The sequence below is a fragment of the Acinetobacter sp. 809848 genome (genome assembly GCF_000581275.1).
In the GTDB taxonomy this organism is placed as follows: Bacteria; Pseudomonadota; Gammaproteobacteria; order Pseudomonadales; family Moraxellaceae; genus Acinetobacter; species Acinetobacter pittii.
Genome location: NZ_JEXG01000035.1, coordinates 17,687 through 41,352, shown reverse-complemented (window position 1 = coordinate 41,352; position 23,666 = coordinate 17,687). Strand labels below are relative to the sequence as shown.

At 39.9% G+C, this 23,666-nt stretch carries 22 protein-coding genes; 5 read left to right on the top strand and 17 right to left on the bottom strand.

Going from position 1 to position 23,666, the window contains the following annotated elements; translation table 11 throughout:
• A partial coding sequence (locus J536_RS20000; protein WP_032063727.1) for an acetyl-CoA C-acyltransferase occupies positions 1–903 on the top strand: 903 nt, incomplete at its 5' end.
• Between the two features lie 10 nt (positions 904–913).
• On the top strand, positions 914–1,693 hold the full coding sequence (gene pcaD / locus J536_RS19995) for a 3-oxoadipate enol-lactonase (protein WP_002120942.1): 780 nt from the start codon (positions 914–916) through the stop codon (positions 1,691–1,693).
• Between the two features lie 57 nt (positions 1,694–1,750).
• Here pcaD and J536_RS19990 read toward each other — a convergent pair whose 3' ends face one another.
• From J536_RS19990 to J536_RS19930, 13 genes are all read right to left on the bottom strand, one after another.
• Entirely contained in the window at positions 1,751–3,238 is a 1,488-nt protein-coding gene (locus J536_RS19990; protein ID WP_002121058.1) for an NAD-dependent phenylacetaldehyde dehydrogenase, read from the bottom strand.
• Positions 3,239–3,271: 33 nt separating this feature from the next.
• Entirely contained in the window at positions 3,272–4,489 is a 1,218-nt protein-coding gene (locus tag J536_RS19985; protein WP_081318615.1) for a hypothetical protein, read from the bottom strand.
• A 144-nt stretch (positions 4,490–4,633) separates the two neighbouring features.
• The gene (gene tynA / locus J536_RS19980) at positions 4,634–6,949 is read right to left on the bottom strand and encodes a primary-amine oxidase (protein ID WP_081404174.1); all 2,316 of its coding nucleotides are present in this window, start codon (positions 6,947–6,949) and stop codon (positions 4,634–4,636) included.
• Positions 6,950–7,157: 208 nt separating this feature from the next.
• Positions 7,158–8,072 carry a transcriptional regulator FeaR gene (feaR, locus tag J536_RS19975; protein WP_032063724.1) on the bottom strand — a complete coding sequence of 305 codons (915 nt, stop codon included), beginning with the start codon at positions 8,070–8,072 and terminating at the stop codon, positions 7,158–7,160.
• 198 nt (positions 8,073–8,270) lie between these two features.
• On the bottom strand, positions 8,271–9,227 hold the full coding sequence (locus J536_RS19970; RefSeq protein ID WP_080777148.1) for a p-hydroxyphenylacetate 3-hydroxylase reductase component: 957 nt from the start codon (positions 9,225–9,227) through the stop codon (positions 8,271–8,273).
• 45 nt (positions 9,228–9,272) lie between these two features.
• Positions 9,273–10,226, bottom strand: a complete 954-nt coding sequence (locus tag J536_RS19965; protein ID WP_032056020.1) for a PDR/VanB family oxidoreductase — start codon at positions 10,224–10,226, stop codon at positions 9,273–9,275.
• Positions 10,227–10,260: 34 nt separating this feature from the next.
• Complete coding sequence (locus J536_RS19960; protein ID WP_032056019.1) at positions 10,261–10,998, bottom strand: SDR family NAD(P)-dependent oxidoreductase; 738 nt, start codon at positions 10,996–10,998, stop codon at positions 10,261–10,263.
• A 10-nt stretch (positions 10,999–11,008) separates the two neighbouring features.
• Positions 11,009–11,494, bottom strand: a complete 486-nt coding sequence (locus J536_RS19955) for an aromatic-ring-hydroxylating dioxygenase subunit beta (protein ID WP_004701406.1) — start codon at positions 11,492–11,494, stop codon at positions 11,009–11,011.
• A 10-nt stretch (positions 11,495–11,504) separates the two neighbouring features.
• On the bottom strand, positions 11,505–12,782 hold the full coding sequence (locus tag J536_RS19950) for an aromatic ring-hydroxylating oxygenase subunit alpha (RefSeq protein WP_032056018.1): 1,278 nt from the start codon (positions 12,780–12,782) through the stop codon (positions 11,505–11,507).
• A gap of 29 nt (positions 12,783–12,811) precedes the next feature.
• Entirely contained in the window at positions 12,812–13,345 is a 534-nt protein-coding gene (locus J536_RS19945; RefSeq protein WP_080777145.1) for a nuclear transport factor 2 family protein, read from the bottom strand.
• A gap of 4 nt (positions 13,346–13,349) precedes the next feature.
• Positions 13,350–13,709 carry a hypothetical protein gene (locus J536_RS19940; protein ID WP_000387554.1) on the bottom strand — a complete coding sequence of 120 codons (360 nt, stop codon included), beginning with the start codon at positions 13,707–13,709 and terminating at the stop codon, positions 13,350–13,352.
• 25 nt (positions 13,710–13,734) lie between these two features.
• Entirely contained in the window at positions 13,735–14,883 is a 1,149-nt protein-coding gene (locus J536_RS19935; protein WP_081038559.1) for an acyl-CoA dehydrogenase family protein, read from the bottom strand.
• A 36-nt stretch (positions 14,884–14,919) separates the two neighbouring features.
• Positions 14,920–16,029 carry an amidase gene (locus J536_RS19930; protein WP_032063722.1) on the bottom strand — a complete coding sequence of 370 codons (1,110 nt, stop codon included), beginning with the start codon at positions 16,027–16,029 and terminating at the stop codon, positions 14,920–14,922.
• Between the two features lie 149 nt (positions 16,030–16,178).
• Between J536_RS19930 and J536_RS19925 the strand changes: the two genes are divergently transcribed.
• From J536_RS19925 to J536_RS19915, 3 genes are all read left to right on the top strand, one after another.
• Entirely contained in the window at positions 16,179–16,646 is a 468-nt protein-coding gene (locus J536_RS19925) for a MarR family winged helix-turn-helix transcriptional regulator (RefSeq protein ID WP_002121038.1), read from the top strand.
• A 400-nt stretch (positions 16,647–17,046) separates the two neighbouring features.
• Positions 17,047–18,396, top strand: coding sequence for a spinster family MFS transporter (locus J536_RS19920; RefSeq protein WP_017399597.1), 1,350 nt, complete (start codon positions 17,047–17,049; stop codon positions 18,394–18,396).
• A 109-nt stretch (positions 18,397–18,505) separates the two neighbouring features.
• A complete protein-coding gene (locus tag J536_RS19915; RefSeq protein WP_032056015.1) occupies positions 18,506–19,762 on the top strand; it encodes an OprD family outer membrane porin in 1,257 nt (418 codons plus the stop codon).
• Between the two features lie 35 nt (positions 19,763–19,797).
• Here the strand turns inward: J536_RS19915 and J536_RS19910 are convergent, their stop codons facing one another.
• Genes J536_RS19910 through J536_RS19895 form a run of 4 tightly spaced genes read right to left on the bottom strand, consistent with a single transcriptional unit; the run spans position 19,798 to position 23,633 of the window.
• Positions 19,798–20,541, bottom strand: coding sequence for an SDR family oxidoreductase (locus tag J536_RS19910; protein ID WP_032046800.1), 744 nt, complete (start codon positions 20,539–20,541; stop codon positions 19,798–19,800).
• Positions 20,542–20,557: 16 nt separating this feature from the next.
• Positions 20,558–21,256 (bottom strand): histidine phosphatase family protein, encoded by a 699-nt coding sequence (locus J536_RS19905; protein WP_013197682.1) that lies wholly within the window; start codon positions 21,254–21,256, stop codon positions 20,558–20,560.
• Complete coding sequence (locus J536_RS19900; protein ID WP_032056014.1) at positions 21,253–22,374, bottom strand: phosphotransferase family protein; 1,122 nt, start codon at positions 22,372–22,374, stop codon at positions 21,253–21,255. Before J536_RS19900 ends, J536_RS19905 begins: the two co-directional genes overlap by 4 nt.
• Positions 22,375–22,391: 17 nt before the next feature.
• On the bottom strand, positions 22,392–23,633 hold the full coding sequence (locus tag J536_RS19895; RefSeq protein WP_032056013.1) for an acyl-CoA dehydrogenase family protein: 1,242 nt from the start codon (positions 23,631–23,633) through the stop codon (positions 22,392–22,394).
• Positions 23,634–23,666 lie beyond the last annotated feature (33 nt).

Below are 23,666 nucleotides of genomic sequence, written 5' to 3'. Positions count from 1 at the left end.
AAGGCTGGTGAAGCGAATTTGGTGATTGCAGGTGGTGTGGAAAGTATGAGCCGTGCACCCTATGTGATGGGTAAGTCAGACAGTGCCTTTGGCCGTAGCCAGAAGATTGAAGATACCACCATGGGCTGGCGTTTCATTAACCCTAAACTTAAAGAATTGTATGGTGTAGATACCATGCCCCAGACTGCCGAAAACGTCGCTGAACAGTTTAACGTTAATCGTGCAGATCAGGACCAGTTTGCCTTGGTGAGCCAACAACGCACCGCAAGCGCGCAAGCCAAAGGCTTTTTTTCTAAAGAAATCGTGGCAGTTGAAATCCCTCAGCGTAAGGGTGATGCTGTGGTGATTGATATCGATGAGCATCCACGTGCATCAACCACGCTTGAAGGTTTAAGCAAACTTAAACCTGTGGTTAAAGCAGATGGCACAGTAACAGCAGGAAATGCTTCAGGCATTAATGATGGTGCAGCAGCTCTACTGATTGCTTCTGATGAGGCAGTTCAAGCTTACAATCTAAAACCACGTGCCAAGATCATTGCTTCAACAGCAGTGGGTGTAGAACCCCGCATTATGGGTTTTGCTCCGGCACCAGCCATTAAAAAATTACTTAAACAAGCCAACCTGACTTTAGAGCAGATGGATGTAATTGAGCTCAATGAAGCCTTTGCTGCACAGGCTTTGGCCGTGACCCGTGATTTAGGTTTGCCAGATGATTCTGACAAGGTAAATCCAAACGGTGGTGCCATTGCTTTAGGTCATCCACTTGGTGCATCAGGTGCACGCTTAGTCACTACAGCCTTAAACCAGCTTGAACAAACAGGTGGCCGTTATGCCTTGTGTTCAATGTGTATTGGTGTGGGACAAGGCATTGCTTTGATTATTGAATGTGTTGAAGCACTTTAAGGAGAAACAAATGCCATCTTTTCAATCTGCCGATGCACAAATTAACTATCAAACTTTTGGCGAGCCATCTTTCCCTGCTCTGGTATTTTCCAATTCTTTGGGCACCAACTATGGCATGTGGCAAAAACAGTTTAATGAGTTAAAAGATCAATTTTTTGTGATCTGCTATGACACACGTGGTCACGGTTCATCATCTACGCCTGACGGTCCATATACTGTAGAGCAATTAGGTGAAGATGTTGTCCGTTTACTGGATCATCTAAATATTAGCAAAGCTGCTTTTTGTGGAATTTCTATGGGTGGTTTAACCGGTCAATGGCTGGCAATTCACTACCCTGACCGGTTTAGTCATGTGGTTGTGGCAAATACTGCCGCTAAAATTGGACAAGAACAAGCATGGCTTGACCGTGCAAAATTAGTACGTGAGCAAGGTTTACAACCGATCGCAGCTACAGCAGCCTCGCGATGGTTTACAGATCCCTTTATCCAAAGTCATGCTTCAATCGTCAACAACCTATGTAACGACTTAAGTGCTGGCAGCGCAATGGGTTATGCCAATTGTTGTGAGGCTTTGGCTAAAGCGGATGTCCGTGAGCAGTTAAAAGACATTAAAATTTCTGTATTGGTGATCGCTGGAACTCAAGACCCTGTAACGACTGTTGCAGATGGTGAGTTTATTCAGCAACGCATTCCACAATCAAAACTTGCAGAAATAGATGCCTCTCATATTTCCAATGTAGAGCAACCAGAAGCTTTTAATAAAATCCTAAAGGATTTTTTATTAGGTTAATTTAATGATTCAAAAAAAATGGCCTATAAAGGCCATTTTTTTATATCTCGTAGAAACTTAATACCGAATCATCACCGATTTTAATTCGGTGTAATCTTCAATAAATGCATCTGAAAACTCTCTGCCAATTCCTGAAGCTTTCACGCCGCCAAATGGAACTGAAGGATCTAAGAAAGTATGCATATTGACCCACAAGGTGCCTGCTTCAATTTTAGGAATTAATCGCAAAGCTTTAGACAAATCATTTGTCCAGATACTTGCGGTTAAACCAAAGCGTGACTGGTTCATCAGTTGAACGAGTTCTTCATCAGTTTCGAATGGCATTATCCCGACCACCGGACCAAAAGTTTCCTCTGAAAATAAAGGATCATCCGTATTTTTGAAGGAAATCAAAGTCGGCTGTACAAAATATCCTGATCGATCTAGAGTCTCACCACCGGCAATAATCTGGTTTTTGGCTTTAGCCATATCTAAATAATGTTTCACTTTATGAAAATGTGGCTGATTAGAAAGTGGACCAAACATACTTCCTTCATCCATAGCCGATCCAATTTTGAAACTAGAAAGTGCTTTCGAGAGTTTCTCGACCAGTTCATCATATTTTGCACGGTGTACAAAAAAACGCTCTGGGGATGCGCAAACTTGACCTTGATGTACAAAAGTTGCTTGCAACAAAGTCGGTAAAATCTCATCAATATTTGCATCGGCCAAAACAGCTATGGCATTTTTACCACCCAGCTCCAGACTTACACGGGTTAAATCACTGCTCATCGCAAGTTTACCAATCGCAATACCTGTTGGTACTGAACCTGTAAACGAGACTTTCTTAACGAGCGGCGACTCAATTAAATATTGTCCTGTCTCCCCCTTACCCGTAACCACATTAATTACACCCACTGGAATACCTGCCTCAATGGCAAGTTCAGCTAAGCGTAATAAAGATAAGCTGGCAAACTCACTTGGTTTAAGCACAATCGTACAACCAGTGGTTAAAGCTGAACCAATTTTCCAAACACCAATCATCAGTGAAAAATTCCAAGGCACAATCCCTGCAACCACGCCAATAGGCTGTCTTAAAGTAAAGGCTGTATATTTTTCACCTTGCATAGAAGGAATAGACGGTTGCATGGTTTGACCATTAATTTTAGTTGCCCAACCCGCAAAATATCTCAAGAAAATAACGGATTGTGCGACCTCAAGATGACGGGAAATATTGATAAGTTTTCCGGTAGACAAAGTTTCAAGCTGTGCAAGTTCTTCACCATATTGCTCAATTAAGTCTGCTAGCTTGTTCAGTTTAACGCCACGTTCATACGGCGTTGTTTCAGCCCAAGCATTTTGAAAAGCATGTTCAGCACTTTTTACCGCACTATCTACATCTTGTTGACTACCAATACTAATTTGAGCAACCACTTCTTCAGTCGATGGATTCACAATATCCACTTTATCTAAAAGCTCGGCAGCAACTAATTTTCCATCAATAAAATGTCCATGTTGACGCGCCATAAATTGCTGTACGCTTTCTAAAATCTGAACTTCACTCATTTTTATTTCTCTCAATTCATTTAAAAGGATTTATTAATAGATGTATTGCAAAATTAACTGCGCATACACATTGGTCTTATCATCGTAGTTTTGAGTACCACCACTATGGATATCGTGTTTCGGTTTATAGAGCCCAACTAAAGGAATAACATTGAATTTTTTATTGACCGACCAGACTGAAAAGACATCTAACTCATGTCCATCTACATTAGTTAAAGATTTATTTACTGTTTTGAACTTATAGGCCAAAGCACCCAACATAAAATTTTCTTTCAAATTCATCATGTAAGAAACTTGATGAATATCGGCATTTTTATTGAATGGACCAGCATAATTTCCGGCAACTTCGCCCTGAAACCATGTACCAAAGCCGACTGTATTTCCATAAAACATAGTGTCATATTGGTCTGAAAAATGGCTAAAACGGTAGCCTAATGAGGGTGTATATTTTGAAGATAAAAAGTTATAGTTCAGCGCTAAGTAGCCAGCATTTTCGTGGCTATCTTTTTTATCTTGAACTACAAACTCAGTCTTAACTTGCAGCTCTGGCAAAGGTTGATAATTTAAACGTAAAGCATAATTTTTAAGATCTTCGCGCCCTGAAACGTGTTCAGCATCTTCAAGATCCAATACATTTAAATAGGTAAACCCAACGCCCTTATTTTTAAGCTGATACATCAGATCAGTCACAAAGAGTTCTGGGGAAAATTGTGCTTTATTGTCCGATTTTAAATAAGCCAGCTTTAGCGTTGTATTCTCTTGCGGTTTGTATTGAAGCAAACTTGTAAAATCAAAGCTTCGACGAGCTGCCAGATAATATGCTCCGCCCCGATCTAGTGTGCCGTCCGCAGGCACTTTTCCTAGGTTTAACGCATCACCCGCAATAAAGAACCCATCACCAATCATGATATTTTGTCGACCAATACTTAAATCATAAGTCATCAACTCATCTTTATTGGTACCGTCTTTAAAACCAATGATCCATTCATTCACATCTGTTTTACGTTCTTTGCCATTACTATTTTGGCCTGCGTCACCATCACCAAATGTTGCCGAGCTAATACCGCTCAAGCTTGCATAGAGCTGATTGTTTTTAAAGGTGTAGTTTCCCTTCGCACCATATTTAAGATGACCTTCTTGCCAATTGACTATTTCATCATCTAGGTTTTCGCCGTTATAGCTTTTACCGCTACTAAAAGCCCCAAAAGTTGCTTCAAAAGTTGGCTTAATTTCAAGCTCACCAGCATGCACAGTTGAAAAAAATGAGACAAAGAGAGTCCCTCTCACAACCTGAGAAAATAAATTTTTCATTGAGAAATTCCTTTTTTGCGAACGGCCTAACCGTGCTCAAGTGTGGGTAATCGATTCGTTACCCACTCTAGATCATGCACCCGTTTAGTGATGGTCGTGCTGAGTGTTTTGCTCTTCTTCACCCAAGTTTAAAGTCGGGGTGCTGTCAAAGAAGTTCCAAGGTTTGATGAGTGTATTCACCCATTCTGTTGGCATGATTGGCCACTCTTCAGCACGTGCCACATGGGTTGTGCCTGTTGTCATCCACACCACAAGGTCTTTATTTTCAATATTCTCATTGTTGCCAATGAACTGTCCTAACCCTGTATCATGAGTTGAACGGTTTGAATATTTCCCTTCAGGATAGCGTTCGTCTGGATTGTACTGAGTCACCCAAATTTGCTTATCCATAAAGTTCAAACGTTTAAATAACCATTCATCTTTAGAGAAATTGGCTCCTTTTGCTACAGGGTGTGTTCCACCTGCAAAAGGAATGAGTTGATAAGAAACCGGATTACCTAGTTTATTTTCTTTGTTGAAATTCGTGAGTAAGCGAATAGTGGATGGATCAAATTTTTCAGCTGCATTTTGCTCATTCGTAATGACTTTACTGTCAATTTGCATTGAGCTTGTACGGACACCACTTTTGTCATTGGCTTTCACCACAGGGTCCATATGCATAAAGCTGTTGTTTTCCCCATCTACATCCATGTCTAAGCGGAAGTTATAGATGTGCTGATGCGTTGTACCCACAATATTATGGTCAATTAAAGTTCCATATTTAGTGTCTTCTTTTGCGGTACTGTCATGCATGGTGCGTGATTTAACACCTTTAACAGCTTCAATACCTGTTGCACCCGCATTAATCCCAATTACACCATTTTGGGCAAATACCCAGTCAAACATGTAATCGTAGTTCCCCACTGTACTAATCCAGCGCACAACAAGTTCACGGCGGGCTTCACTCGCATCTTGGTTGCCAAAAATTTCGTGATGTTTATATTCAGGCCCAGCATAACGTTCAAATACAGCAATCGCATTTGGAATTACTTGTGGTTGGCCTTTATAGTCTGCAATCACAGCATCAAGTAAAACAGCGTTGTCTGGTGCATCTGTTCCCGGAAGAATAGATGAGGTAAGTGTTCCCATACCATATTCGCCAGAATCTAAATAGGATTTGAAGTACCAACCGATATCCGGGTCGCCATATGGAACCACCATTCCACCCAAGTTCCCTTCATACATGACTTTACGCTTAACGCCTTTATCTTTATAGGTCACGGTTGAAAGCTGTAAGCCAACACGAGAGTCTAAGGCCACATGCAAACACCAGTTGCCCCAATGTATGGTTTGACCTGTAATGCTAAAGTTCTTACCCTCAGGTTCAGTAATATTGAGTGGTTTTAGCTTACTTGGTACTGGCTTATTCGACATATAAGGTCGATTTGCCATTGGTACAGGAATGATTGAACCTTCTTCAATCTTAATAATTTTTTCTTTATCTAAATCGACTACGGCAACTAAATTTTCAATCGGATGCGCCCAGTAGTTACCATCACCGACATCAAGGTAAGCAACAACTTTTAATATATTGAGTTGTTTGTCCAAACCATCTTTACCGCCAAAATATCCAACAGTTAGCGGTGTAGCAATCACTTTCTTCACATCGGTAATGCCGCGTTTCCGTAAAGCTTCCTGATATTCTTTACTTGTCTCAATTACACGCTGTACGGCTTCAAAATTATCGAGCAGCACCATTCCATGAGTGTCTTTAAGTGCATTCCATTTGGTGACTTGTTGAGTGTTAAGATTAACTTCACCTTCAATCGCTTGACTCCCCTTTAACAAAATAAAAGAGGCAATACGATCTTCTTTAAATTCTTTGTGATTAATAAAGTAATCCCAAACTTTTGCTTTTTCAGGCTCTTTAAGCTTTAACTCGGCAAAACGCATATTTTTATAGGCATATTTCGAGCGGTTAATCACATCAAATGTCTTTTTAATTTCTTCGGAATTTAAGCTATTGAGTGGATGAAACGTATTTTCAATTTTAAAAGTTTGATCTAACCCAGACTGGAATACTTCATTAAAAAAATCTTTTCCAATAACAGGTTTACCATCTTTAATTAATAAAGGCACGCTGAGCTTGAAAGGTTTGCCATTTATCAAAACCTGATCTGAATTAGGTTTAGCTCGAACTACCATAGAGCCTTTGGTAATCATATAAGTATTAGTAAAATCGTCTTTGACAACTTTAGCACCTTGCTCACTCATGTTTTGATAAAGTGAGACCATTTCGGCCTTGCCACCATGCGCAAACGCTTGAGTATTGAGTCCCCAAAAGCTTGCAGCGATTGATAAGTTAAGTGCCAGTATTTTTTGTATGTCATTCAATAATCGTTGTTTACGCATTGGTTTCATCCTTTTCATCTATCCCTGAACTATCTGAATCAGACAGTTAAAATGCACTTCCTGTGAGTGAAATTCATTAGACTAACTTAATAGTTTTATGGTTATTAAGCTTATCTAACCTGCTCTAATGAATTTAATTTCAACACAGTTACATAGGGCTAGCTTGTTCAAGAATGACGTCGAATTTGTCTAAAAATGACATTGAGAGATGAAAGATTTAAACCGGCATACCCTCTCTAAATTCTTTAGGAGAGATACCATAGGTCTTTTTAAAGATCTTTGAAAAATGAGCGCCGTCCCAGAAACCCCACTTCAAGGCAATTTGGGTAATCGAGCTTTGTTTATTTCTTTTATCAAGCAAATCTGCTTTGACTTTTTCGAGGCGTTTGAGCTGTATATATTTGTTAATAGATAAATTTTCTTGAAGAAATAAACGGTAGAGATGACGTAGCGACACCCCAATGTGCTCTGCAATTAATTTAGGTGTTAAATCGGGTTTTGCTAAGTTTTCTATAATATAGCGCTCGGCTTTTTCCATCAGATTATTGGAGCTATTAATATTCTTATAATTGATTGTAGGTTTAATTAGGGCAATTAACGCATCTTCAAAAGCATTACCATCTTCCGTTGCATACCAAAGCTTAATGTTTTCAGCAGACATATTTTTCAAAATATTTTTAAGTAAAAAGCCGCTCATATTTTGTGTAATCAGTTTCCCAAAATATTCGGTACTAATATTTTCTTTAAGTAATTTTTCACGCGACAGGTGCACTGAAATCTGACTTACCAAACCTTGCGGATACATCGAAATCGTTTCGACTGGGTCGACCAACACAATATCGCCTTCATTTAGGCTTAAAGTTTCATTTTTATATTCGAGCAGCATTCTTCCCGAATACTGCAAAATCAAAAAACAAAAACGATTATTCACTCGATCAATTTCATCGGCTTTTCGGACAATTTTATTGGCATTGTTTTTAATAAAAGCAATTTCAGTATCGCCCAATAAAAAGCACTGAACTTCACCAATGAATAAATTACGGGTTCCGTCAAAATCGGTTTCAAAATTGCCGCACACACTTTTAATGTGGTGCGTCCATGTGAGTAATGCATCGCTTACATATTGGTTCATCCCTTACCTCTCTATACATGTACCACCGCTCAAAATTTTGCGTTTGTGGTGGTGCACTGTCTTGGCTTATTTGCAATCTTGTTTTATTGATAAACAAATTGTGTGCCAAAAATTCCTTATCCTTGGAATTGTTTTGCTGATAGTCAGCTAGATGTAAAGAAGCTGATAAATCAATTTAATTTATCAGCTTAATGGGACTTATGCTACTCCTGCAAAATCTCGCAGCATGGTAATAAAAATATCCTTTTGCTCCTCAGAATACTTTTTAAACACCTCATTTTGGTGGCTGTCGGCAATATCAAATAAATACTGCGCTGTTTGTTTACCCTTTTCCGTCAGTGCGTATAAATTATCATGATCAACCAATAAGCCTTCAAATTTTAGAATTTCAGCCGATCTTTCAACTTCTTGCATTGGCATAGCAATATCACGCGGTAAATCTTCCTTACTTGAAGCAGTACCACTTGCCAAAACGAGCAAAAGACGTGATTCACTGGTACGGAAACCCGAAGCCATTTGCTTTGGAATATAGTCGGTTTGATAAGCTTTAAAAGCACGGCTCATCAAGTAGCAGACATTATTATATAAGTGCCCATAATGTGTTTGGTCTACGCCGTTCTCTTCAGTTTGCTTAACTTGAAGGCTTGGATGCGGCATGACACAAGAATATGCGCCTTGGTGGTAGACCAATGGGCTTCGACCTTGGTCATGGAAACGAACCACTTTACCAACAATAATCCAGTGGTCACCACCTTCAATCACTTGATAGCGTTCGCACTCAAATACCGCAGAACAATTTTCTAAAATAGGTGCACGTCCTGCACCAAGTTGAAAATTGGTCTCTGCAAATTTATCAATATTTCGTCTCGAAAACTTATTAGATAGCTCAATTTGCGTGCCTGATAAAATATTGACTGCAAAATGTGTTGCTTCTTCAAATACTGAAAAACTTGAAGACTTTTTATCAATGCTCCACAAAATAAGCGGTGGGTCTAGTGACACCGAGTTAAAACTATTTGCAGTTACACCGACTTTCTCACCTTGTGCATTTTGTGCAGTAACAATGGTAACGCCTGTTGCAAAATTTCCTAATGCTCGTCGGAACTGTAGTGGATCGACCGTAAACTCATCTATTTGTTGTAATACATTCATCATCTTTCTCCTAAACCTTCTCTTACATCCATATAAATCGCGAGAGCATTAGATATCTAAAACTAGTCTCGGTGTTTTAGAACGCGAACAGCACACTAATATTTGCTCATTGCTGGCTTTTTCTTCGTCAGTAAAATAAACATCTCGATGATCAGGTTCGCCTTCAATTACATCGCACATACAGGTTCCACATACGCCTTGCTCGCAAGACATTTCAATGTCGATGCCTTCTTTAGCCAAAGCCTGCAAAATGGTTTCACCAGCTTCAACCATAATGATTTTTCCGCTACGCTCAGCCACCACCTCGAATGAATCTCCAGAGATGTCTGTTTCAACTTGGAAATATTCTTTGTGGATTTGCTGCTCAGGAAAATCGTGAGTCGTGGCAAGGTTAATTACCCAGTCCATAAAACCGACTGGACCACAGGTATAAATATGACTTTCAGGATCAATATCTTTAATGGCAGATTCAAAAAATGCTCTGTGGCTTGCACCTTCGGATTTAAAATGGAAAGTTGTGTATTGTGCTAACTCACCATTTTTAATTTCATCAACAAAAGCACAGTTTTCTGGGCTAGCGCCGCAGTAGTGAAGCTCAAATGATTCGCCTTCATGTGCAAGTTGATATGCCATCGTGATTAACGGCGTAATCCCGATTCCACCGCCAATCAAGACACTGTGTTTGGCTTTTAAAAGTGGAAATAAATTTTTTGGCTCACTGACCTGAATTTGCATACCATCTTTAATTTCATCAAATGCAGAAATCGAGCCACCACGTGATTCAGGGTCACGTAAGATTCCAAGGCGAAACTTTCCTTCGTCATTTGGATTTTGGCAAAGCGAATACTGGCGCACCATACCATTCGGTAAGTGCACATCAATATGTGCACCGGGTTCAACCTTTGGTAATGCAGCAGAAGTTGCAGATTCAAACTCCATAACTGCAATATTTCCACCTTCCACATGGCGATTTTTAACGACAACATCATAAAGTGTAGTCATGATTTAACTCCCTTTTCATACCTAAGCTTGTGGCTTAGCGCATGAATAAACCACCGTTAATATCCCATGTTGCACCAGTCACAAAACTCGCATTTGGACTCGCAAGCAACCCACAAGTTTCAGCAATAAAATGCATACTTCCTAAGGCTTTAACCGGAATATTCTGGATGAACTGTTCCATTTTTTCGTCTGGCACCACACTATGAACGATCGGTGACTCCATCGGTCCCGGTGCAATCGCATTGACCGTAACACCTTTTGCCGCAAACTCTTTGGCAAAAATTTTGGTTAACGTCACAATGGCCCCTTTGGTTGCCGCGTAGTGTGCACCCGTTGCAGTACCGCCGTTTTGTCCCGCTAAAGACGCCATATTGATGATGCGTCCATAGCCTTTTTTAGCCATATATTGGCCAATAATTTGACAAGCCTGAAAGGTGCCGCGTTGGTTGACTTGGGTCACCCAATCAAAATCAGCTGCGGTAATTTCAAGTACTGGCGTTGCTTTAGTGACGGTAGCATTGTTAATCAACACATCAAGTTTAGAAAATTTCTCTTCAATCCATTGCACGGCAGCATGAAAATCTGCTTCGACAGAAATATCTAATTTCAAGGGAAACATATTTTGTGCATATTGACTTTGTGCCTTAGCGTTTTCAGCTTTTTCAAGCGTACTCGCTGACAAAATCACTTGATGACCGTGGCTCGCAAAATATTCAGCAATGACATTACCGAGTCCAGAAGCAGCACCTGTCACTAAAACAACTTGTTTCATGTTACCGCTCCTAAAGAATGTAGCTAATACCAGCTAAGGTATCGGTTGAGTTAACCAAATTAATGATTTTACGGTTAATCTTAAAACCTGTAGCCGCATCACGAGTTAGATGGTAGGTAATATCAGCTGTGTAATGCTTGAGGTTTTCTTTACGGAATTCACGTAAGTTTTGAGCACAACGTAAAACGATTTCATCATCTTGATCTTGAATCACTCGTACACGAGAAATGCTACGCACAGTATTTGCTTTAGGCGCTGTAGAAATCGCCTCACCATTTTCCAGACGCTCTACACGCAAAGTACGCATATGATTATCGTCATAGGCATAATTTAAGTTGTTTTCGTAGTCAGTGAGGTTCGGGTCAATTGGAATGATATAGACACCCTTTTCATTCCATAAATTAAGCCATTCACGGTACTCACTGTGGTCTAACATATCTGCTTCAGCCCAGATGAAAGCAGTGACTTCATTTAATAATTGCAGATTCATATTCATTGCTCTCTCCTTAAGCTTTCATCATCTTTTTCCACTGCTGATAGGCTGCACGCATACCTGTTTCAGCACTGACATCACTTTTTAAGCCATCTTCGGTTTTGACTTCGCCCGGTAAACCGCGGTTGAGCATGATCCATAAATCATTACCCGCATTTGCACCGTGTTGTACGCGCTCCCAAGCTTCCGAGTCATCTGGCGTACCAAAACCAAATGGACCTTGGAAATGTTCATGCAAACGTAAGCGATATTGGTTGGCAATTTGCGGACCACCGTCCATCGTAATCACCGAGTGATGAATTTCTGTTTCAGCCACTGAAATTGGCTGTAACACACGGAAGAACGCCATTGAACATGCAATATTTGGGAATAAATTTAAGTTAAAGCCAGAACCACCAACTGCTCGAACAATACGGCGTACTTCTAACTCTTCATGGCCTTCGTCGCGCAAAGCTTGAGCCAAGTCTTCAAAGCGCTCTTGAATTGGTCGCTCCATAAGCTCTTCGTCTAGATCAACCAGTTCAGGAATCATCACCATAACACTGTGACCATTACCTAATTCTTCAACAAAGCCCGGCTGATTTTCGAAGTTAAAGAGTTCTTCTGTTTTTTCATCTACAGAACTTAAGAATGACTTATGTACCAACGGGAAGTGATATGCATCAGTGGTATTTTCAAGCTGGATTTTCCAGTTACCCGGAAAACGGAAACGGTGTTCACCCAACACTTTAATTGGATAACCCGCGCCTTGTTTCATAAACAGGTCAATCCATTTTTTTGCAGGTCCAAGGAACTCTTCAAGAGGCTGAATATCTTCTTTAAATGAAGCGAAGATCATGCCGTTATATTCTTCTACACGTAGACTCACCAACGGTAATTCTGACTTATCTAAACAATCGCCGTAACTTTCTGGAGATGGCACACCACGTAAACTGCCATCAAGTGCATAACTCCAACCGTGGTACGGGCATACAAAACTATTGGTTTTTCCTTTTTTATGTTCGCATACGGTTGCTGCACGGTGACGGCAACGGTTTAAAAGTACATGGACTTTCTTTTTACGGTCACGCACCACAACCACAGGTTGTTTACCGATATTAATGGTTTTATAGCTTCCGCCTTCCGGAATTTCGCTGGCATGTGCAACCCACACCCAAGTGCTATAAAAGATTTTTTCCATTTCTTCATCAAAAATGCGTTCATCTTTATAAAGAGAAGTATGCGCACGGTCACTTTGAACCAAAGCATCGTAATCAATACCAATGTTATGCGTTGGGATAATACTGTTCATATTAATAGTCCTTTTAAATATGTCCTGGGTCATTCCTGGGAAGGTACCGGCAACTCGGCTTCACTGTGCCAATGCGATACGGGACGACTGAAAATATTCTGTGTTTGGAAATGTTTAATTTTCCATGTTCCATCTGCTTGCTTATGAAACTTCACGTTGAGCTTTGCTGCATTTGAGTGACTACGGCCATCTTTAAACGTTGAAGTCTGCAACATGAGCCAAGAAGCATTTGCATCATTTTGATTTACATAAATTTGTTCTGAATTTACAAAGTGTGCATTCATAACAAAGTGAGATTCTTTTTGGGTATAGCTTTTAAACATGTCGTAAATCGACTGCCAAGAATCATAACGGCCAAAGGATTTGGCATATTTCTCACCAATACCTTCCCAAATACAGTCTTGATCAAAAAGATTCATCAGCTCATCAAGATCTGTATTTGCATTGAGCTCATCGCAGATTTCCATATAACGGTTCAGACAATTACGAATGGCGTTATGCGCTTCTAACTCTTCTAGTCGCTCTAAGATTTCTACAATATTCACTTTGTCATTCATTGCCATCGCCTTAACGTTGGATAATTAATTCACGCCCAACACGCGCTTCAACTTTGCAATATTTCCAAAGTTTGTATGGCCCTTCACCCACTACGGTCGTTCTAAACAAGTTACAAGCGGCATGTACGGTTTCAATATCCGGAACATCAGCAAGCAAGTAGGTTGTCCAAGGCCAACCAGCACTTGGACCAACCATGCTTTGGTCATCATCAAGATTTCCAAAAACATGTACGCCCGGTAAGTCATGAATGCCATTCCACATTTCACCAAACGCGGCCCAAACTGCTTTTGCTTCAGCAGGTTCCGCGTCAAAAAAGTTTTGGTTAATACCCATGCAGAACAAAACGCGTAATGATTTTTTAGCTTCCATTTCAATATCCTTTTAAAAATTAAACTTATAAATAACCTGGAGTTGGTTTTAACCCGAAACTGATTGAGCCTGCATTTTGTAAAGTCGCATCGCCCATAAAGGCATGCTGAGTCACCACGTTGGTGTCATTCACAAAACGGCTAAATGGATTGTTGGTATAGATCGCCGTCATGCCCGCGAGCATTTGCATTTTTCGGGTGACTTTGGCGCAAACTCGCGCTGCATGTGTACATGCCAAACGCATATCGCTAATTTGTTCAGCAGTTGCTTCACGACCAGCAATAATTTCATTCCAGACAATATCCATGGTTTGATAAAACCAAGATTTTGCAGCCTGAAATTCTGCATCTGCCTGAGCAAACTCATATTGAGTCACTGGGCGGTTGGCAATTTCTGAACCGCCTGTAATGGATGCTTTACCCGGCGCCAGTTTTTCAAATTCTTCTAATGCGGCAGCTGCAACCCCAATACCCACCACGGTTAATACTTGAGTCGCTAAAGAAAGCGACGGATATTTAAAAAATGGTTCGCTTAGTTTTGAAGGTTCACCACGTACAAAGGTCCATTTCTTTTCGACCAATACATCTTCAACGACTAAATCATGACTTCCCGTACCTTTTAGGCCAACTGTGTCCCAAGTCATTTCAATTTTGGCTTTTTTCGCAGGCATCACTGCCATGCGAGGTAAGCCTTGCATTTCATTATTTTTAAGCGGTGAAATCCCCACGCCAACAATGTCAGCTCCCATACAACCGCTGGAAAATTTCCATCTTCCACGCACCACCACACCTTCATCGGTAATTTCGGCAGGTTGGGGTGGAAAAATACCTCCGGCAAACACCACATCTGGCCCGTTTTGGTATAACTCTTTAAGCGTTTCTTCTGGCAAACTTCCTAAATACGCAGGGCTCATACCGAAACTTGCCACCCAACCCACTGAACCATCAGCTTTAGATAAAGTCTCGATCAACTCACAAAATTGCCGAGGAGACCATTCTTCACCGCCAAAACGTTTAGGCACCAAGGCACGATAAACACCAATCTGTTTAAGTTTTTCGATAATGTCTTGGCTCACGTAGGCCTGATTATCAAACTCACCTGCACAGGCACGCTCACGAATTTCTTGGCACAAAGCATCTAAGTCAACTGCTTTGTCTTGAGAAGCAAACTCCATTTTAGACAACTTATTCATCATCTAACTCCTTGTAATTTATTGCATTGCATCAACACAAAATTTAGCTATAGCGCATAATTGCTCATCTTTTTGATGCTTCGATACGATCTGTAAACCCACTGGTAAACCTTCACTGGTTTCAAGTGGCACTGAAATGGCTGGATGACCTGATAAATTAAATGGTCGAACTAAAGCTGTAAGATTCAAAAAAGCAACCGTGTTTTCAGCTTCAGAAACTTTCGGTGGAATTTGCGGAAGTGTCGGTAGAACCAATGCATCATATTTTTCTAATAAAGCATCGAGTTCTTGGGTCAACTGTGCTCTCACAACTTCTGCTTGTTTCACTTGCTCTAAAGTTGTTGCGGCAGCTTTTAATAAACGACCATTTACATCAGAACCAATTAAGCCCGTTTGAGTTAATTCACCAAAAGCTTGCCAATTTTCATAATTAATAATCTGCATGCCTGCGTCATAAGCCGCTTCAAAGTATTCAACTTTTTTTAAAACGGTCTCTAAATTCGCTTTTTGAAATGCTTGATAAATACAATTCCAAACAACGTCATCTGCGCTTACATCCAAAACAGCAAGTTTTGGTGCGCTAGTACATGCAGAAGGCTTGAAAGTTGGATCAATAATTTGCATGGCCTTTTCAATCATCTCGACTGAATTTGCAAAAGGACCAACGCAATCCAGAGAACTTGACGGCGGATATACGCCTTTTCTGCTAACACGGCCAAAAGTCGGTTTTAAACCAAAAACTCCGCAGCATGCGGCAGGCATACGAATAGAGCCACCCGTGTCTGTGCCTAGAGTAAAGTCAGCTTGTTTAGCAGCAACTGCCGCAGCCGAACCACTTGAAGATCCGCCTGGGATAAGTTCAGGATATTTAGGATTGATGGGTGTACCAAAAGCGTGATTAATGCCTGTAATACCAAAAGCCAATTCGTGCAAATTTGTTTTCGCAATAATTTCACAATCTGCTTTTAGAATGTTTTTAACTACTTCAGCATCATCTTGAGCAGGTTCAACATTTAATAAAGCTCGACTGCCAGCAATGGTTTTTAGACCTTGAATATCAATTGTGTCTTTCACCATGACCTTGAGCTTGCCACTTCCTTTGTGCACGCTTTGGCTAACAATATTCATTCACTTTTCCATGTATTTTTATTCATTAATTAAAATATCGGAAAATTTAATGGAATTGTCAAGTATTTTTTATAATTTGTTCTCAAGGAAATATGCAAAATTTTGTTTATAATAGGATTACCCTTTTTTCACTAAGTTATTGCTTAGCTATGCTTGATCATTTAGAACAATTTCTTCCTAATAAAGAACCGTCGAGTATTCAAAATTTTCCTTTTTTTTGGGTTTCCCAAGTGAATGGAAAGTATTCACAACTGATTGAAAAATCAATAAAAAAGCTAGGTATTGATAATACACGCCGTAAAATTATTTTAAGTACTAATGCCCTTGGGGAAGCCAGTATTACCGACATTGCCAATCTTTCTACTTTAAAGTTAACGACGGCCACAAAAGCTGTATATCGCTTGGTAGAAGATGGAATTGTCGAGGTCTACTCTTCTACTTCTGATGAACGGATCTCGATGGTGAAATTAACGGCCAAAGGTATTGAGCTGGTTGAACAGATTAATCAAATTAGTGTGGTCACCTTGGCAGGCATCCTGAATGCTTTTTCAGAAGACGAGCTACATAATTTAAATACCCAGTTAAAGAAATTATTTGACCTGATGCCATCCAGCTAAATATTTCTCATTATGATAAATTAGCTCTCTTAGAGCAGTTAAAAATTTCTTTTTCTTTAGCTGCTCTTTCGTTAAAACAATAAAAATTAATAAAATCAAATTCTTATATCATAAATTTATCTGTATATAATTACTTAACATACTTTTTAGGTATTCTAACATACTCAATAAGTAATGGAATTTTACATATAAAAAGAAAATAATAATTCCATGATCTTAAAAATCCCATTAACTCCTAATTGGGTTTAGACGCACTCTTCCGGTCTGTACGAGACCAAATTACTCATTTCTAGCCTATTTATTATTCTTATCTAAAAGGGGGAAATATCGAAAACTTTAGAGGAATAATAAAAGTTAGATATCAATTTCTTTAAGCGTTTTATACATAAGGATTAAGTGTATGAACCAAAGTAATATCGCTGTTGAAAGGACACAGAAGAAAAGCAATGCATATGCATGGTATGTGGTCATACTTTGTATGTTGGCATATATATTTTCATTTATTGACCGCCAAATTCTGGCGCTGATGATTGAACCCATCAAAGCAGATCTCCAGCTTTCAGATACACAATTTAGCTTGTTACATGGCCTCGCCTTCTCACTGTTTTATGCGGTTATGGGTTTACCACTCGCCTACATTGCCGATCGTTTTTCACGACCAAAACTAATTTCAATCGGGATTATTGTTTGGAGTCTGGCAACAGCAACTTGCGGTTTAAGTAAAAACTTTATTCAACTGTTCTTAAGCCGTATGGCGGTAGGTGTCGGTGAAGCGGCTTTATCTCCAGCGGCTTATTCAATGTTTAGCGACATGTTTAGTAAAGACAAACTAGGGCGTGCTGTCGGGATCTATTCAATTGGCGCTTTTTTAGGTGGAGGTATTGCCTTCTTAGTTGGCGGTTATGTCATTAACCTGCTTAAAGGTGTGACACTCATTGAGGTTCCTTTATTGGGTGCGCTTAAAGCATGGCAAATTGCCTTTTTAGTGGTGGGTTTACCCGGCATCATTATTGGTTTGCTATTTATTCTGACCGTTAAAGACCCTGCACGTAAAGGCCAACAACTCAACCAAAATGGACAAGTTGACCAAGTTAAATTCACACAATGTCTTCAGTTTATTAAAAAACATTCGAAAACATTTGCTTGTCATTATTTAGGTTTTACCTTTTATGCAATGGCACTCTATAGCCTAACTAGCTGGACACCTGCATTTTATATTCGTAAGTTTCAACTCGCGCCGACTGAAACAGGCTATATGCTTGGTACCATTCTGTTAGTCGCAAATACATTAGGCGTATTTTGTGCAGGCTGGCTAAATGACTGGTTTATCAAAAAAGGCCGTCAAGATGCGCCGATGTTCACGGGTGTAATTGGTATTGTTGGCCTGATTATTCCAATTGCATTTTTTACCCAAACAGATCAGCTTTGGCTTTCAGTTAGCTTACTGATTCCTGCAATGTTCTTTGCATCTTTCCCTCTAGTGATTTCAGCAACTGCTTTGCAAATGTTAGCCCCAAACCAGTTTAGAGCACGCCTTTCTGCCCTCTTCCTTTTAGTCAGTAACTTAATTGGACTCGGTATTGGCACAACACTGGTAGCCATTATTACAGATAAAGTTTTTGGTAGCCCATTAATGGTGGGTTCTTCTTTATCTATTGTGGGTGGTTTGTCTTGTGTACTGGCTTTAATTCTACTTTTTAAAGGCTGCAAATTCTTTAGTGAAAGCATGAAGCTTGAAAAATTAAATTAATAGGTCTCACCAATTGCAAAAATGTACTCTCTAACTAAACGCTTAGAGAGTACCAAAATATTCAAAATTACGTAGTGCCGAGGATTGGCATACATCTGGGAAATGGATTATGGAATTATTTCAGCGTTTTAAACCACGCACTTTAGCTGTTGCTACTTTATTACTGATGTGCAGCAACTCATGGGCTGCAAATCCAAATCAGCAAACTGAAGATGAATGGAAATTCACTTTAAAAAATGCCTATATCAACCGTGATTTTGATAATGATGCACTCAAAGATACTGGCAGTTGGTCTCAGGCAGCGTCATTATTTTATAAATCGAAAATGCATGACACTCCGCTGCAAATTGCAAACAAACCGATTACGATTGGGGCTGATGCTTCTGTCCAATACGCCGTGCGCTTGAGTTCAGACAAACATGTTGCGGATACAGTTTTGCCTTTTAATAAAGAAACGCAATCTCAGGCTTCAGACTATCTAAAATACGGCGCGACTTTAAAGCTGGGTTATGACAAAACTCTTTTACGTGTCGGTGAACTCTGGCTAGATTTACCTGTAACTGCCGTAGATGCTAGTCGTCAGTTACTCACTTCGTATTGGGGAACCAACCTAAAGTCACAACTTTCAGACCAACTCTACGCAGAAATTGGTCGGGTTGAAAAAGTCTCTCCACGAAATGAAGAAGACTTTAAAAAGTTTTCTTTCACATCAAATGGGATTACTAAAGAATCTGATGGGTTAAATTATATTGACCTACGTTATCAATTCACGCCGTCTTTGAAGGGCGAATACTATTTTGGTAATTTAGAAGATCTGTATAACAAACACTATATAGGACTTGAACATACGTGGAAACAGCCAAGTTTTGCTCTGACCTCTAAGTTTAAATACTTCAATGCAAAAGATGATGGCAATACCTTTGATATTGATGCGCAGAACATTGGATTACTTGAAACGGTTAAAGTAAAAAACCATACCTTTGGTTTAGGTTACCAACAGATTATTGGTGAATCGGCTTACCCATTACCAGATGGTTTTTTACCAGAGACGTATTTCATTAACTGGAACGCTACAGGCTTTTTTAAAGAGGATGAAAAGTCTTACCACGTCATGTATGGCTACGATTTTAAAGATTATGTACCGGGCCTAAATGCGATGGTGAAATATGTTTACGGACATGACTTTAAAGCAGCCAATGGTGAAAAAAACCACGAAACCGAGTCAAATGTGATTTTAAACTACGCATTTCAGCAACCGTTCCTAAAAGGCGTGGCCCTGCAATATATTCGTATTGATTACAATGTAAAACATGGCAATGACTTTGGTGAAGATCGCTTGTTTGTCAATTACACTAAAAAATTCTAAATAAAAAATACCCCCTAAACTTTAGGGGGTATTTTTTATCCTAATTTATTGACCAACTTTAATGGTAAAACCTTCATAGCAATACTCATTGGTAACCACGGCCACTGTGGCACATAAGCTTTTACAGGTTGTTTTTCGATAGCTTTTACTAAAGCTTTACATCCTGTTTTGGCGTCAACTTCAAAAGGTAAATGTTTAGCACCTTCATTCATTTCAGTTCGGATGTAACCCGGGAAAATGGTGGAGACTTTAATTGGGGTATCCAGTAATTCAGCACGGATACCCTCGGCCAAGTGAGCAACTGCAGCTTTACTTGCCGCATAAGTCGATAAATGTTTTGGTAATCCGCGCATCGCACTCATGGATGACATCACCACCAAATGACCAGCGTTTTGCTCTCTAAAAATTTCAGTCGCCGCCTCACACTGTGCTAAGGCAGAGATAAAGTTTGTTTCAGCTGTGGCTCTGTTAATTTCAAAATTACCTTTACCAATACGACGACCATTTCCGACTCCCGCATTTACAATAATTCGGTCTAAATAGCCAAATTCTTGTTTAAAGGCACGAAATACTTCAAAAACCTGATCGTAATTAGTTACGTCCAGACTTTTTGCAATGACTTTAATACCGTACTGATTTTCAAGTTCAGTTTTTAAAGTCTCTAATCGGTCTAAACGGCGTGCACAAATCGCTAAGTTATAGCCTTTGGCTGCAAATTCATGCGCCATACCCGCGCCCAATCCAGAACTTGCACCTGTAATTAAAATTGTCTTTGCCATGCTTTTATCCTTATTTTTAAATCCATGTCAGTAAATCTGGACGTTCAGCTTTTATAAAATGATGTTCATTTAAACTTAACACCTGAGCTTCATTTCCAACCAAACGCAAAGTCGTGAGGCTTGTATTCGCGATTGCCCAATTCAACGCAAAAGTTCGATTAGGGCTAAGTTCAAGCAATTTTCCGATTGCTACAGAAATCACACCACCAGAGGTAAAAACCACTGCATAGCGAGGTTTAGTTTTTGCTAACTCATCACAAAGTTGCTGCAATGCTGTTTCGACTCTTTCTTTAAAGTGTGGCCAAGACTCATCATACTCATGATGAAAATCGCCATCTGTCCATCGTCCAATGGCGCCTTCAAATATTTTGGCAAGATAAGCACGCGGGTTTTGTTCTTGTGCAACATCAGCTTTTAAAAGTTCAGGCTGTTCAAAACGCGGTTCATAGCGGGCAAAAACCTGCTGATGATTAAACTCATTCCATAAATTATTATGATGAATTACCGCATCTGGGAAGCATTCATTGAGTGCGAGCTTTGCAGTTTGCTCGTGGCGCTGCATGGTTCCTGCAACCACATACGGTTGTTCTTTCAATATTTGCTTAAAATATTGGCCTAATAAAGTCGCTTGAGCTTCACCATTTTCAGACAACTCATCATAATTACTTTTACCAAATGATGCCTGACCATGTCTTACCAGATAAATTGTGGTCATTTTCTTAAAATACCCTGTATTTTCTGTAGAGATTGCTGAGCAAATTCGGATTCTTGCAGTTTTTGCTGCGCGATAAGTTTTAAAGCTCGAATATGTAGCGCATGAATGACAACCCAGAAATCTTTAAAAGCGGGGTTTCGGGTTTGTTTATGGTAATAACGATAATAGATTTGCTGGGCAATCACGGCTAAACGGAATACACCGAAGACTTCATAAAAAGCCCAGTTTTGAGGCTCCAGACCTGTTTTTTGCAAATAATAGTCAACGACTTCTTTTCGAGAGAACATTCCCTTTAAGTGAGTAGGCTGACGGCGTGTTGATCTAAAAATCATATTATCCGTAGGCTCGACCCAATAGGCCAAAGCGCTACCCAAATCCATTAATGGATCACCCAAAGTCGCCATTTCCCAATCCAATACACCAATCACTTCTGTTGGATGCTCTGGATCTAAAATCACATTATCAAAACGCCAATCATTGTGAATAATACAAGTCGTAGAGTCTTGAGGGATATTATCATTTAGCCATTTTCGGACATATTTAAATGAAGGAACATTGATTGTGCGGACTTTCTCATAGCGCTTATCCCAACCTTCAACTTGTCTACGGCAATATCCTGTTCCTTTACCTAGTTCAGCTAAAGGGGTGTTCTGATAAGGAACTTGATGCAGTTCAATCAACTTATCAATAACGTTTACACAAAGTTGATGAACATCTTCCTCATTAAAACCAAGTTCAGGCGGTAATTTTGCACGAGGAATAATGCCTTCAATTCGTTCCATGACATAAAAATCACAGCCAATGACCGACTCATCCTGACAAAGTGCCACCATTTTAGGAAGTACTGGATAATAAGGTGCAAGGTTTTTCTGCACCATATATTCACGGGCCATATCGTGGGCCGACTTCGCTTTTGTTCCTTTAGGAGGACGTCGTAAAATTAAATCGGTATTTTCATATTTTAAACGATAAGTCCAATTCGACGCCCCGCCCGTATATTGAGTAACAACTGCTGGGCCAACCAACTCAACACCTTGGTTCTTTAACCAGTTTTCAACTGCCCCAATATCAAGCTCTTCACCTTCACGTACTTCACCGCCTACATCAATTACCGACATATTCACTTCCTTTAAGCTTATACTTTCTTATGACGACCATAACCACGTTTGGCCAACTCTAATTTGGCAATCATGCCTTTATGCACTTCATCCGGACCATCAGCTAAACGTAAACTGCGTGCTTGGGCAAAGAAACCTGTTAATGGTGTATCTCTTGAAACGCCCGCACCGCCATGTAGCTGAATCGCCATATCGACTACTTTTTCTAAAACACTCGGAGCGACCACTTTAATTGCAGATATTTCTGTTAAAGCAGCCATATTTCCTAAAGTATCCATTTTATAAGCAGCATACAAGGTTAAAAGTCTGGCTTGATCTATAGCTACTCGAGCATCAGCCACGCGTTCGAGGTTTCCACCGAGTTTTAAAATTTCTTTGCCAAACGCCGTTCTAGACATGCCTCTATCGACCATGAGTTCTAGTGCTTTTTCAGCAGCTCCAATACAGCGCATGCAATGGTGAATACGCCCTGGACCTAAACGGCCTTGTGCAATTTCAAAACCTTGCCCCGCTCCACCAATAAAGTTTTCAATAGGTACTCGAACATTATTAAAGTGAACCTCACCGTGTCCATGCGGTGCATCGTAGTCACCAAACACAGGTAACATACGTTGAATTTCAATCCCTGCCGTATCAATCGGTACTAAAACCATAGAGTGTTGATGATGACGGTCTTTGGTTTCATCAGGGGTATGTGCCATAAAAATAATGACTTTAGCATTTGGGTCACCTAAACCAGACGACCACCATTTTTTGCCATTTAAAACAATTTCATTACCGTCGATGAGTGCAGTCGCTTGCATGTTGGTTGCATCGCTTGACGCAACATCAGGTTCAGTCATGCAAAAAACCGAACGAATTTTTCCGTCCAATAAAGGGTGTAACCATTGCTGTTTTTGCTGCTCACTGCCATAGCGCCATAACAATTCCATATTTCCTGTATCTGGTGCATTACAGTTAAAAACGGTTGGTGCCAATAAACTGCGGCCAGTCAATTCAGCAATATGCGCATACTCTTGAACTGATAACCCAGCACCCAGCTTTTCATCGGGTAAAAACATATTCCAAAGACCGGCTTGTTTAGCTTTAGATTTCAAAGTTTCTAAAAGGTCTGGCCATTGCCATTTTTTCCAGTTTCCATCTGGATTTAGCTCATGAACCTCTTCCCAAAATTTTGCTTCGATAGGTTCTATTTCTTCTAAAATAAATTTTCTTGTTCGCTCAGCAAAATCTTGAGCTTTCTTTGAAAGTTCAAACATTCTTTTTTCCTTCACATCATTATCCGGTCTTTA